At 52.1% G+C, this 16,085-nt stretch carries 1 protein-coding gene (cut by a window edge); it reads left to right on the plus strand.

The window, feature by feature from the left end; translation table 11 throughout:
* On the plus strand, nt 1-15,951 hold the final stretch of the coding sequence (locus S2091_RS07450; RefSeq protein ID WP_105531166.1) for a tandem-95 repeat protein. Its footprint begins 31,707 nt before the window's first position; only the last 15,951 of its 47,658 coding nucleotides appear in the window; its start codon lies beyond the left edge, outside the window; its stop codon occupies nt 15,949-15,951.
* Nucleotides 15,952-16,085: the final 134 nt, after the last annotated feature.

Here is a 16,085-nt window from a genome sequence, read left to right on the forward strand (position 1 = left end):
GATCAGGCACCGCAGATTTTTAGTTCCAACCACTCCTTGACAGTTGGTCAGAGCTTTAACCTGGCTGTGGTCAAAGGCGGCGACGCATCTACCGCGAATACCTCGGATACGATGGTCGTCAACGACGTGGATGGCACTGCGCAAACCCAGGCATTGACGATTGCCTTTAGCAACCTTCCTGCCGGAGCAAGCTATAACGCGCAAACTGCTAGCCTGAGTTGGACACCTGGCCCTGGTCAGGTTGGTAGTTATCAAATAACGGCCAATATCACCGACAACTTCGGCACCACCAGCACGCAAACATTTACCTTGCGTGTTGCTGCAAACGCCGCTGCCAATGCACCGACGATTTCAATCAACAACACGCCATCCATGGCAGTGCAACCTGGCGCCACCGTGTTGACGACAGTACGAGCCACGGCGTTCGCTAATGTTGCGAGCGTGCAGGTCGCTACTAGCACCGATAATGGCAACACCTGGACCAACGTTCAGTTGGATGGCGCAGGGCAGTTCAGCGTAGCGCCGAGCGCACCGGGCATCATCCTGGTGCGTGTCACGGCAACCGATGTCGACGGTAATAGCGCCACTGAAACCGGCAATATCTTGGTCGCCAATCCGAACGCCGATACCGCCCCAACGCTTGCGTGGGGCGGTGCACTGACCGGCAACTGGGGCACTGGTGGCACCGCTCTGCCACCGGCGGTCATTTCTCAGCCTGCATTACTGCAGGCGCAGATCAACGACGACCAGTTAATGGGATGGCAGTTACAAATCGCACCAGTTGGCAGTAATCAATGGAGCACTATCGCGAGCCAGCAGGATAGCGCCAGCAATGCCAGTGGCCTGGTTAGCCTTGCGATTGTTGATCCTTCCACGTTGGCAAACGGGGTGTACGAGCTACGCTTGACCGCGCAAAACCTGATCGGCGGCACTAGTGAAATCGACAGTCGGATCGAAATCGATTCTACCGTCAAGAATCTGACCCAAGCCACCGTCACCGATGCCGTGTTCCAGCTTGGTAATAACAGCTTGGCGCTGACACGCACCTTGCCAAGCACCGCTAACGGCATGGCGAGTACAGCGAATGACATCGGCAACTGGCAATTGCCAATGTTGTCCGCACAACTGACTTCCGATCAGCCTGCCACAAATTCCCAAGGTGGCACCACTGCGTGGAGCACAGGTGCACAAGTCTGGCTGCAAATGCCAGGTTCCTTGAGTACGCCGGACGCACCGACGCAATACCTTAACTTTACACTTGGCACCAATGCTCAACCATTGAGCAACGTGCCAGGCGCGCCAAGCATCGTCACCCCAGTATTCACCGCTAGTAATGGATGGACCCTGCGTGCGGTCAATGTTGACGCCAATGGCAATCCAACCACTGGACCTGTCAACCTGCAAGTCGAAGGCAGCAAACTCTATGACGAAGTGACCGGTATGCCTTGGCAACCGGCCGCCTATCAATTGACTGGCCCGGACGGAACTCAATACGGCCTGACGGCCAGCGGCCAAATTACTAGCGTGGAGTTCACTGACGGTCAGCAATGGCTGGTTAGCGATGCTGGGATTGCACTGGTAGAAAGCGCAACCAACCCAGACCCAACTCAACGTATCGTCTTCACCCGCAATGCGGAAGGACAGGTCACCAGCGTTAGCGGCCCCGTGAGCAGTACCGTTTCTGGAACTAACGCCCAAAATCCGTCTACGACAACCCAAACGGTTCTGTACGAATACGATACCCAAGGTCAGTTGCAATTGCAGCGCGATCTCGGAAGTAGTGGGTACAGTGCTGTGTATGGATATAACAGCGACGGTAGCCTGATCACTGCTCCGAATGGCGGCAGCATCACAGCCAGCCTGGGTGAGCCTGCTGACTGGATTACCAGCGGACCGAATGCGGCTGCCAACCCAACCAACAATTGGACCGGAACTCTCAATACAGCAACACCTGTTAACCTCAGCTATTTCATCCGCGACAGTGAAATTGCGTCCACGGTAAAAACACAGGGCGCAGCAGGTAGTGTGATTCTCTCGGTGCAAATGCAAGGGATAAACGTCAACCTACTTGTTGCTGGTGCGACAGTATTGAGTACCTCGACCGTTGGCAACGTAACGACCGAGCTAATCAGTGTAACCAGTTCAGGCATGAAGCTGCTGTCCTTAACCGGAACGGGTAACGCCAGCGTGACCATCTCAGTGGCTGGCGACTTGAATCATGACGGCTCAGTGAATGGTTCCGATGCGGCATTACTGACACAGGATTTGGCAAGCAACAGCAGTAGTGGCGATATTATCGGCAACGGCGAGGTTAGCGATGCTGATACGGAAGTGCTTGACGCCAATTACGGTTTCAGTGCCGCACTGGCACCACAAACAATCGCCCAGAATGGCCCTGCAATCAACACGCACACCAACCTGAACGGCAGCGTCGCTTTGTCGACGATTGCGCAAGATGATGAAGGCAACCCGATCTATTGGACTATTATTGGTGCTACGAATGGCACAGCAAGTCTCAGTGCCGATGGTCAAAACCTTATCTTCACACCCGCAGCCGGTTATGTCGGCCCGGCCACAGTCACTCTGCAAGCCGACGATGGCTTTGCCTCAAGCGCACCGATCATTGTCAACGTCAACGTAAGTGGCGCTGCGCTGCAGAATATCCACGTCACGCGCGTATCAACAATCGATACCGGAACGACGGAAGCGCTGCAAGTCACGGGCGACTTCGCTGATCAAACCGGCGTTGTTTTGTCAGGTAATTATTTGTCGCTGCAATCAAGCAATGCTGATGTTGTGTCAGTCGACGCGAACGGTATATTGCACGCCAATGGCGGTGGTGTTGCTACGATTACGGTGTCCGCTGACGGGATCAGTGCGGAAAACGTGATCACCTCCGGCACGGCACCGATCACGCCATCAACTGATAGCAATGGTAATGAATTGAACGTCTATCCATTGTCGGTAGATTTGCCTTCAGGAGTAGGGCAACGTCAGATCGATGTGCATACATTGACTACAGATGGCACGCTGGGTACAGACCTGAGCGCTGCTTCGACTGGAACGCAGTATTTCATTAGTGATCCGTCGGTAGCAACAATCAGTGCAGATGGTTTGATTCAGGCGAAAGCTGGTGGTATCGCGACCATTACGGTAATTAATGGCGGCTGGCAGGGAGCGATACAGTTGCAAGTACAAGCAGCGGTGGTTGGGCCGACAACTGCGACTGTTGCGAATGGCGCGGTAACGCAGGATGCGAATGGCGATACGTTGATGGTTGGAGCAGGTGCGTTGTCTGCGGACGCCACAGTGTCCATCAACTCGTTGAGCGTCGCGACATTGGCGACGCTGCCGGCACCTGGATTAATACAGGCCTTAGGTGCAGTGTCAATTAATATCGGTAGTAATAACTCACAGTTGCCATTGCAATTGGCAGTTCAGGTCACAGGGCCGATCGACCCGCAAACAGGACAGCCAACGCAACTGGCTGCTGGTACTCAAGTTCTGTTCTGGCAGCAGGGTATTCTTGTTGACGCTAACGGAGTTAGTCACGAAACTTGGTGGCTTGTCGACAATGGCGTAATTGGCACAGATGGCCTGGCCAGAACTGCTAGTCAGCCATACGATGGAATTACGAGTGATGGTGAAATAGTAGTTACAACAGCGACAAACCAGGATACTGGCGCGGCTACTGGAAAAGACATAAGTGTAGGACCTTTTAGTACCTTATATGCGTCGGCGGCAAATTGTGCAATGTCGTTGGCATCATCTATGGGTAGCGCTGCTGTCGATTTATTTAGCTCGTTGATTTCAAATATTTCGGACGCGGTATACGCGATTGCTTATAGTGTTGAAGGTAGTTACCAATTGGAGGTTCCTCTTGCAGCCGCGAGCCAAGGCACCATTTCCCTGCAACCTCTGACGACACCGGCAGTATCTGGTAATTCACCTCAAATTACTGGATCTAGCTACGATATCAATTCAGGAAACCTGACTTTAAGCGGGATTAATTTCCTTCCGAAGACCGGAGGAGCGAACAATTATCAGATCCGAGTGTGGTTTGAGCCTCAGGGCGATCAGTTGGCCGATCCACAAGCGCAAGGCGCAGCGCCCGATCGCGGTCTAATTTGGCAATACATAGTTGCTTCGCCAAACAGCTCAGGAAATTTGGTGGTGGCAGTGCCTTCAGGAGTGGCATTGTCACAGGAAATCGTCTACGTGCAAGTGGTTGCAATGGCCTCGGTGAATGGTCAACAAGTCGCGCAATCTAATTCACTTTCGAGCGAGCCTGTGCAAGTAGAGAGTGATAACGTTACCAACGATACATTGGTGACGACGTCATCTAGTATTGATGTTTTTGTGCCAGGTGCGGATGGAGCGCCGCTTGCCCTATTAACGCAAGTAACGACCGATGCGCAAGGGAATCCTCTGGTTCTTTATGGCGCTTATACAAATCAAATAGCTTTCAGTGCCGATGGTACGCTGGCGTTTATAGCCGGTGCCGCTGGTAATGTGTATGTTCTGGATACCGCAACACAAAGTATCGTATATACATTGCATATTCAGTATTCAACGACACCAATAACCAGTCTTCTGGTCAATGCAGGATGGTTATATGTCACTGAAGGAAGCACAGGAGAGGCGAACAGTGGGCGGCTGCTGAGGGTAAATGTTGATCAAGATAGTGCAGATTTTTTAGCTGTCCAACAAACGCTGAATATCCCAGGCGTCCAGGCACCTTTTGGGTTCCAAGATATTGCGATTAATTCGGGCCGATATTTGGCCGTAACAGCTCCCGTAAGCTCTATTCCTCTGACCAATAATCCGGGCGAATCTGCAGGCAACATCTACGTCATCGACCTTAACTTTGTGCATGATGACGGTAGCTTTACCTCAGGGGTAGTTGTAACTGTCAACGCAGGAAATTATCCTACGTCGAATTCTGGCAAAGGGCCGCAGTATATAACCAGCGGAAGTGGTCCCGGCGAATTCCTTGTGTCGAACGCCAAGGATTATGACTCTGGCGTGACAGATTTAACGTTTAACCTTTCTAGCTACGGAAATTTGAGTCGTACGTTTACTGCGACGGCCGCCAAACTAATTCCGATTTTGCCGAATACTCCAGATTCAAGCAGTTGGCTTCAAGTTGAAGATCAGCAAAATATTCAGCGCGCAGCGGGTGTAGTAACAGTTTACTATCAGGGCGTTGAATACGCGCTTGTTGCAGATTACAACTTCATATTTGATGATGTGCATTTTAACGAAGATAACAACTTCGGCGCGAACAATCAGATCGGCGGAAAAATTGGTATTATTCGCGACCCATCTGGCCAAAATGGTGGGCCGACCTACTTGGGCGCAACCACTCCAATTCCTGGAGTAGCTCTGAGTCAATTGACATTGACATCAGCCGGTACGTTAATAGCAACTGGCTTTGTCAATAGCGGAAATACTGATTATTCGGCACTCTATTCTTGGAACGTTAATGGACTTATTCAAACCGCACTAAATGAAGAGCAGGCAGGACGGCAACTTACAATTCCGATTGATCAAACGAGTGCAAGCAATCTCTTTAGCAGTCAAATTCCAGCGGCGACTCCAGTTTTATATACTGGGCCGTCGGCTAGTTCAAACTTTGGATGGATTTATGGCACAGGAACCTACAACCCGGCAACAGCAGTTGTATATCCAAGTACACCGCCGACACCTTCCGCTCCATATGACCCTACTGTAAACTCGCTTCTGCATCAGAGTACAGCGGCTGGAGGTGGGTATAGCATAGCCACCATTACATTGCAAAGTGGCCTGATAGCAAACGTTTATGCGGATGGTTTCACGATAACTGCCGGGACTGCGGTCACATTCTTCCCGGCAAATCCAGCTGTCGCATTATTGACTCTTGAGTCATATCAAAACTCTCAGGCGCTGGAAGCGACGATATTAACCCCAGCTCAGTATGCCATCGTAACAAATCGACTGGCATATCTAAATTCGCTCGCCGATCCGAATAGCACCTGGGATCAGGTAAGCAACGTAATTAATCATAAACTGAATAGCACCGCCACAACGATTACAAGCAGCCAGCAAGCTGAACGAGACGACCTAATAACCGTAGTGGAATTGTATTTGGATAATTACTCAAACAGGGCAAAGTACTCAGCGTTCATCCAACGCATGGATAACTTAAATTCAACTGCTGGTACGGCGGCTTATTTAATTGCAAATCTCGTTGGCGCTTCTCAACAACAGCAAGATGCATGGGCTGCGATGGGAAATGCTTTAGGTAATGTTGCTCTTGGGTTTTCCATGACAGAAGTTGAAGCTCCTACATATCTTGGAGAACCGGTGGGCCCGTTGTACACAGACGGTAACCCTATCGCGGCGAAGGCAAGCGCCGAAAGTGAACTTGCTGAACTACAAAGCAGAGTTACAAACATTACCTTAAATGAAGTAACAAATGTACAGCAGAAAATTACAAATAAATTACAGGCAAATGACGGGTCGTTGGGGGAGATCCAGATTAAGCAGGCAATGTATGACTTAACGGGAATAACATTTAAGTCAATCACAAATGCATCGGGAAATGGCATCGACCTTATTGGTATCTGTCCAACTACAGGAAATATTTATGTTATCGAAGTAAAGAGCTCAATTAATGGAAGCCCAAAAGATCCAAATAGCGGAGGTGCATTACTGCAACGTGTAGCCAATTGGCTGGAACAAGCCGAGCAAGGATACATTATGAATGGAGTGCGGCAACTACCAATTTCGGACGCAGATGCAGAGTTTGCGCAGCAGGTTCAAAATCTGAGGCTAAATGGCGCGACACTAACAGTATTAGGCGCCCAAATAAATATTCCAAAGGAGGGCCAGTCCGGCGCATCAACAGCGACGATTACTCCGATTGGTAATTTGTTGCCGCAAGGAGCGTATGTGCCTATCTCGACTCAGCCGCAAGACGTATTGACTGAGGGACCTGGCAATGGCATAACTCCGCTAGCGCAATCAGATGTGAGCAGCCTGCTCGGCACTGCGGAGCAATATTGGGCCAATGCTGGAGCCCCAGTCGCGCTGTTGAATAATATCGCGGTGAATATCGGTAATCTACCCGTTGGTGTCGCCGGCGAGACAGTCGGCAACCAGATCACTCTTTCAGCAAATGGAGCAGGTTGGGGCTGGTATGTTGATCCAAACCCGACATCGGAAGCTGACTTCAATGCCACCAGTCAGCCAAACGAATTCACCGCCATTGCGGGTAGCGCAGCCGCTGGCAAGCTAGACTTATTGACAGTGTTGATTCACGAAATGGGCCACGTGCTGGGCTTGGGCGATGTCTCGGATAACAACGACATCATGGCGCAATATTTGACACCGGGTGTTCGTCGTTTGCCAAGCGCTGACGACATTGCTGAATTGCAGGCAGCGTTGACTGTTCAGGCTCAAACTGTCGCAAACGGTACCGCTGTCATCGGTCAAACCATCGTTAACCCACCGCCTGCAACTGTTCCGCAAGCTGGTCCATACGTTGTTGGACCAATCGCGTCAACTCTTGCGAATGGCAATTTCGGTAGCAGCCTCACCAACTGGACCACCGATGGTACAGTCACCGCCGACGGTAATGGCAACGCAATACTGGTTAACAGCACCAATGCAGATGCACAATTGTCGCAAACGTTTGACATTAGCAGTAGCGACCGCTACATCGAGTTCACCGTCGCCAATGGCATGCAAAATAACGGCGGCAACGGCCCAGAAGATGCATTTGATGTCGCATTGGATAACGCCAACACCGGCACTGCGCTGGCTGGTACTGATGGTCTTGCCGATACTGATGGTCTGTTGAATATCCAAGCCGACGGCACTACCAGCACGGCTTCATCAGTGACGACAATCGCCAACGCGAATGGCACTACCACCTATGTAATTAACTTGCAAAGTGCATTAGGAAGTGGAGCAGTCAGTGCGACACCAGCAACTGTGTCGTTTGATCTGGTCGGTTTCGGCAATTCGCAAAGTCAGGTAACGCTCAGTAATGTACAACTGGTGCAAACCCCGCTGGCTTTAAATGAAAGCGTATCGACGCAAGAAAATGCCGCAGTCACCATCAACCCTGTAGCAGCAGACTCAACCGATTCCGGCGCAGTACCAACGATACAAATCGACCAAAACCCAGCGAATGGCGTATTGACGCAAAACGCTGACGGCAGTTTCGCCTATGTTCCGAATGCTAATTTCTTCGGCACCGACAGCTTCCAGTACAGCTACACAGTCGATGGGCAAACGTCGAATGTCGCGACAGTCAGCATCACCGTAAATGAAGTGGCTTACCCACCAACCGGCAGCAACAGCAGTACCACTATCACCGCCGGTCAGCCATACACCTTCAATCCGTTAGCCGGTGCGAATGACATCAACAACAACCCGATGACGGCGGTGCTCGACACACCACCGGCAGACGGTACGTTGGTGGTCAACGCCGATGGCACCTGGACTTACACGCCAACGGAAAGTTACTCTGGCGCCGACAGTCTGGTCTATCACCTGACCGATGGATTTGCCTCGTCCGAGCCGCTGACCGCCAGCTTCACGGTACTCCCAGCGCACCACGCGCCGGTAGCACAAAGCAGCGTCGTGCAGGTGCAAGAAAACGGCAGCCTGTTGATCAACCTTGCCAATTATGGCACCGATATTGACGGCAACCCGATGACCGGTACCATCGTTGCGCAACCGACCCACGGAACGTTGACGCAAAATGCCGATGGCACTTATACCTATACGGCAGCAGCAGGTTACTACGGCGCGGATTTGCTGAGCTTCGTGTTAAGCGACGCATATCTAAGTTCGCAACAAGCCACCCTGAGCCTGGATATCACCCCGGTTTTGGTCAACAGCAGCTTAAGCCTGAATGAAGACAGCACGGTTGTATTTAACCCGCTCGCCAGCCAAAATCCTGGCGCACCGTTGACCGCAAGCATCGTCACGCAACCGGCCCACGGCATTATTACGACTAATGCCGACGGCACCTGGACTTACACGCCAACTGTTCCGTTCTACGGCACAGACAGCTTCAGCTACGCAGTCAATGACGGCACCGACAATTCCAACGTCGCCACCGTCAACCTGACAGTCGCCCACCCAGCGCCGGTACTCGCCAGCACCAGTGCGAGCGTGAACGAAGACGGCAGTGTGAACATGAATCTGGCAGCGAATGCCAGTGAAGTGCCTGGCTACACGCTCAGCACGCAAATCGTTACGCAACCGGCCAACGGCACAGTTACCCAGAACGCGGATGGCACCTGGACCTACACGCCGAACCAATACTTCTTCGGCACCGACACGTTTACATATTCAGTGAGCGATGGCACGGATAGTTCGAATGTTGCGACAGTGACGTTGAACGTCAACAAGATTGAAATCGCACCAACCCTCGTCAACAGCAACGCGACGTTGAACGAAGACGGTACGATGAATTTGAACCTGTTGGCGAGTGCAACGGATGTCAACGGTGATCCAGTCACCGCAAGCATCGTCACGCAACCGGCCAATGGCACGATTGCGCAAAACGCGAACGGCACCTGGACTTACACACCGAACCAGTATTTCTTCGGCACCGACACGTTTACATATTCAGTGAGCGATGGCACGGATAGTTCGAATATTGCGACAGTGACGTTGAACGTCAACAAGATTGAAATTGCACCAACCCTCGTCAACAGCAGCGCCACGCTGAACGAAGACGGCACGGTTAACTTGAACTTGCTGGACAGCGCAACGGATGTCAACGGTGATCCAGTCACCGCAAGCATCGTTTCGCAACCGGCTAATGGCGCGATCACACAAAATGCCAATGGCACCTGGACTTATACGCCGAATCAGTATTTCTTCGGCGCCGATACCTTCACGTATTCAGTCAGTGATGGCACGGACATTTCCAACGTTGCGACAGTGACGTTGAATGTCAACAAGATTGAAATCGCACCGACCCTCGTCAACAGCAACGCGACGTTGAACGAAGACGGTACGATGAACTTGAACCTATTGGCGAGTGCAACGGATGTCAATGGTGATCCAGTCACCGCAAGCATCGTCACACAACCGGCTAATGGCACGATTGCGCAAAACGCGAACGGTACCTGGACTTATACGCCGAATCAGTATTTCTTCGGCATCGATACCTTCACGTATTCAGTTAGTGATGGCACGGACATTTCCAACGTTGCGACAGTGACGTTGAATGTCAACAAGATTGAAATCGCACCAACCCTCGTCAACAGCAGCGCCACGTTGAACGAAGACGGCACGGTTAACTTGAACTTGCTGGCCAGCGCAACGGATGTCAACGGTGATCCAGTCACCGCAAGCATCGTCACGCAACCGGCTAATGGCACGATTGCGCAAAACGCGAACGGCACCTGGACTTACACACCGAATCAGTATTTCTTCGGTACGGACACGTTCACGTATTCAGTCAGTGACGGCACGGATAGTTCGAATGTTGCGACAGTGACGTTGAACGTCAACAAGATTGAAATCGCGCCAACCCTCGTCAACAGCAACGCGACGTTGAACGAAGACGGTACGATGAACTTGAACCTATTGGCGAGTGCAACCGATGTCAACGGTGATCCAGTCACCGCAAGCATCGCCACACAACCGGCTAATGGCACGATTGCGCAAAACGCGAACGGCACCTGGACTTACACACCGAACCAGTATTTCTTCGGCACCGACACGTTTACATATTCAGTGAGCGATGGCACGGATAGTTCGAATGTTGCGACAGTGACGTTGAACGTCAACAAGGTTGAAATTGCACCAACCCTCGTTAATAGCAGCGCCACATTGAACGAAGACGGCACGGTCAACTTGAACTTGTTGGCGAGTGCTACCGACGTCAATGGCGACAAAGTCACCGCAGCAATTGTGTCGCAGCCAGCGCACGGTACTGTCACTCAAAACGCCAACGGCACGTGGACGTATACGCCGAACCAGTATTTCTTCGGGACGGATACGTTCACCTATTCGGTTAGTGATGGCGCAGACACTTCCAGCATTGCGACAGTGACTTTGAATGTCAATAAGATTGAGATCACCCCGACCTTGGCCAGCAGCACGGTATCGTTGAGCGAAGATTCCACAGCGACACTCAATCCGTTGTTGAGCGCAACTGATGTCAATGGTTCGCCTTTGACAGCGAGTGTGGTCACACAACCAGCCCACGGAACGATCACCGTCAACGCGAACGGCACTTGGACGTACACACCGAACCAGTATTTCTTCGGCACCGATACGTTCACGTACACAGTCAGCGATGGCGTTGATAGTTCCAACGTTGCGACAGTGACCTTGAATGTGAATAAGATTGAGATCGCTCCGACCTTGGCTAACAGCACTGCATCGTTGAACGAAGATTCTAGCGCCATACTCAATCCGTTGACCAGCGCAACTGATGTGAATGGTTCACCGTTGACAGCAAGCGTTGTTACACAACCTGCTCACGGCACGATCACCGTCAACCCCAATGGCACGTGGACTTATACGCCGAACCAATATTTCTTTGGAACAGATACGTTCACGTATTCGGTGAGCGATGGCGTTGATAGTTCGAACGTTGCCACTGTCACACTGAACGTGAACAAAGTTGAGATTGCACCTACTTTGGCGAGCAGCACAGTATCGTTGAACGAAGATTCCACAGCGACACTCAATCCGTTGACTAGTGCAACGGATGTTAATGGTTCACCATTGACAGCTAGTGTTGTCACGCAACCAGCCCACGGTACGATCACCGTCAACGCTAACGGCACATGGACGTACACACCGAATCAGTATTTCTTCGGCACGGATACGTTCACGTATTCGGTTAGTGATGGCACGGATACTTCCAACATTGCGACAGTGACGTTGAATGTCAATAAAGTTGAGATTGCACCTACTTTGGCGAGCAGCACAGTATCGTTGAACGAAGATTCCACAGCGACACTCAATCCGTTGACTAGTGCAACGGATGTTAATGGTTCACCGTTGACAGCTAGTGTGGTCACGCAACCAGCGCACGGCACGATCACCGTCAACGCGAACGGTACTTGGACCTACACGCCGAGCCAGTATTTCTTCGGAACCGATACGTTCACGTATTCGGTTAGTGATGGCACGGATAATTCCAACATTGCGACAGTGACGTTGAATGTCAATAAAGTTGAAATTGCTCCGACTTTGGCTAGCAGCACGGTATCGTTGAACGAAGATTCCACTGCGATACTTAATTCGTTGACGAGCGCAACCGATGTGAATGGTTCACCATTGACAGCTAGTGTAGTCACTCAACCGGCACACGGAACGATCACCGTCAACGCTAACGGCACATGGACGTACACACCGAATCAGTATTTCTCCGGCACGGATACGTTCACCTATTCGGTTAGCGATGGTACGGACAGTTCCAACATTGCGACAGTGACGTTGAATGTCAATAAGGTTGAGATCGCTCCGACTCTGGTGAACAGTAGTGCTACATTGAACGAAGATTCCACAGCAATACTCAGTCCATTGACAAGTGCAACAGATGTCAATGGCGTACCGCTGACAGCCTCTGTCGTGACTCAACCTGCTCACGGAACGATCACCGTCAACGCTAACGGCACATGGACGTACACACCGAATCAATATTTCTTCGGTACGGATACGTTCACCTATTCGGTTAGTGATGGCACAGACATTTCCAACATTGCGACAGTGACCTTGAATGTCAATAAGGTTGAAATCGCACCGACCTTGGCGAATAGCACAGTATCGTTGAACGAAGATTCCACAGCGATACTCAATCCGTTGACAAGTGCAGCGGATGTCAATGGCGTACCGCTGACAGCCTCTGTCGTTACTCAACCTGCTCACGGCACGATCACCGTCAACGCTAACGGCACATGGACGTACACACCGAATCAGTATTTCTTCGGCACAGATACATTCACCTACAAAGTCAGCGACGGTACCGATAGTTCGAACGTTGCGACAGTGACCTTGAATGTCAATAAAGTTGAAATTGCTCCAACCTTGGTCAGCAGCAGCGCCACCGTAAAACAAAACGCCAGCGTGAATTTGAACCTGTTGGCCAGCGCCACCGATGTCAACAACGTAGCATTGACCGCCATCATCGTCACGCAACCAGCGCACGGCACGGTTACACAAAGCGCCAACGGCACTTGGACTTACACACCAAGCGCCAGCTACTACGGTGCCGACAGCTTCACTTACAAGGTCAGCGATGGTGTTGATAGCTCCAATATCGCTACCGTCAGTCTGACGGTACAGCAAGTGCAGCAAGCACCGGTGTGCAGCAATTCACTGATCACCGGCACAGAAAATACCCCACTCGTCCTACAGTGGAGTAACTTCTCCGTTTCGAATCCAAGTGATCCAAACGGCGCACTCACCGTCAACATTAACGCCTTACCTGCTGCCGGCCAATTGCAAAGTCTGGTCAGTGGTCAATGGGTAGCCGTGACGGTCGGCGCGCAATTCACTGAGGCTAGTATCAACGCAGGTAACTTGCGCTTCGTCCCGGCTCAGTATGGAAACGGTGGCCCTGGTTACACGGCAACTGGCTATGGAGACATGCACCAGATCTACGCTGCATTCGGCTACACCGTCAACGATGGTACATTCACCAGCAACGCTGCCTTGGTCAATATTGATATCACCCCGGTTGCAGTTGCGCCGACCCTCACAATCGGCTCGGCAACGAACACCCAACAACTGTTCGACACCGGTTGGGAAGATTCTCCCGGCCCTGGTGCCAACATGCAATCAACACTGGTCACCAGCAGTGTATTCGACGGCTGGAACGTCGTCACCACTGGCGGCCAGTTAAGCGGTGGACAAAACGGCTTTGAAATCTGGGACAGCGGCGACCAAATGCAAGCAGCCAACGGCCAGACCTACACCGTCAATGCCGCACCCGGCGATGGTAGCAAGTTCCTGGAACTCAACGATGCCGGTGGCAATCAATCGAAAACCCTGGGTATTACGCGTCAAGTCACTACGGTTGCCGGCGACACGTATTCGTTGAGCTTCGATCTGGCCGGTCGCTTAGGTTTCGATGCTGCCACCACCAGCATCGGTGTGATGGTCGATGGTCAACTCGTCGCCAGCTACGACCCAACCAGCCCGACTAACACGCTCGACTGGCAACACGCCAACATCAGCTTCGTTGGCACGGGCGGAGTACAAACCATTAGCATCGTCACCACCGCCACCGAACGCTATACCAGCGGGCGCGGCACGATGATCGACAACATCGCGCTCAACCAGATCCAACCACTCGATGTCGGTAATCAAGGCAGCACCATCGGACTGGAAAGCATCAACGCGGCGCTAGTCGACACCACTGGAGATGAAACCCTGCAATTGATGTTAGCTGGTATGCCGATCGGCACCACACTGACCGACGGCACCCACAGCGTCACAACAACCGCTGCCGCGCCGACAGTCAATATCACCGGCTGGAACACCAGTGCGCTGTCTATCACGCCACCAGCTGGCTACAACGGCACGATCACGTTACAGGCAACTGCCACCGCAGCAGAACTGGTCGGCGGCAGCACCGCCAGCGTCTCGCAAAACCTGACGGTACAAGTCAACGCCATCGCCCAGGTACCGACGCTGACTCTCAACCCACCGACGGCCAGCGTCAGCCAAAACCTGATCAGCACCAGTTGGGAAAACGTCTGCAACAACGGCTGCGGCCCAACCATCATCAACACCAACCAATTCGCCGGTTGGAACATGATGCCGGTCGCTGGCAACAAAGACGCCGCCTTTGAAGTTTGGAGCGACGGTGATCAGGAGCAAAACGCCCAGGGTAAAAACGAAACCGTGGAAGATGCACCGGGAGCAGGGCAGGAATGGCTGGGTCTTTCTAACGGCGTCAACAGCTACTACCAGGCACCCGGCATAGCGCAAACCGTCAACACCGTCGCCGGCGCGCAATACACCTTCACTCTAGACTATGCCGGTCAACTGGTTCTCACCAGTGCCAACACCGAGATCGGCGTCTATCTCGACGGCACACTGCTTGGCACCTACAGTAACACCAGCGCAAATAGTCTCAACTGGCAAGCGCTCAGTTACAGCTTCCAAGGCGATGGCGGTAGCCATACCCTGAGCGTGCAACTGATTAACGGCACCAACCCCAGCACCGCACGGGGCGCCATGATCGATGCATTGAATCTGACGGAAACTGAACCGGAGAGCGCCAACACGGTATACGGTTTTGTCGGCAGCCCGATTGCCTTGCCGAAGATCAGTGACCAGTTAGCCGCCAACGACCCGGGCTTACTGGAAACTACGTTGGTTGGTTTGCCTGTGGGCGCCATCGTCTCCGATGGCAAGAACAGCGCTACGATCAGCAACGCGAACACACCGCTTATCGTCACGGGATGGAATTTTAGTGCCCTGACCGTGACCGTGCCGCAAAATGTCGCACAAGGTAGCGGTAGCGGATGTGGCGGCGGATGCGGTGGTAGCTGCAGCAGTTGTTGCGGTGGCGGCTCGGCTAATAGCAGCACGCTGAATCTGCAGGTAGTCGCGACCAGCGTTGAACCAAGCAATGGATCGATGGCGAGTGTCGCCAAAGATGTAACAGTACAATTGCTTAGCGGTCAAGCCTGTGCTACACCAGCCGGAGTGAATCCGTATGTCAGCTACGTCAACAGCACATCGATGACGCAGGTTCTCAAGGCAAGCAATAACCCGATTGTGGTCGCCAGTTCGTTGGTACCGGTCAGCAGTAGTTATGCGATTACATTGCCGATTACGTCGAACATGAATTCTGGTACGGTTAATGTTGAGGATGATCTGGATGCGTCGATGGAGAGTTTGCTGGAGAGCTTGAGTCAGTCGGTGGGAACGGCTTTGTGGAATCAGTTGGGGAATACTACAGGAAGTCAGTGATTTAAATTTTCATGACAAAATAGGATTCTGTGGCGGGGCTTGATATTGAAGACATTAGATCGGATTGATAGCCTTGCATTACAGTTTTTGATAAGTATTTATTTCTATGCTATGGTGGCGGACGATTATTGGAT

Origin of the sequence: Solimicrobium silvestre (genome assembly GCF_002976435.1) — a bacterium.
Lineage (GTDB): Bacteria > Pseudomonadota > Gammaproteobacteria > Burkholderiales > Burkholderiaceae_D > Solimicrobium > Solimicrobium silvestre.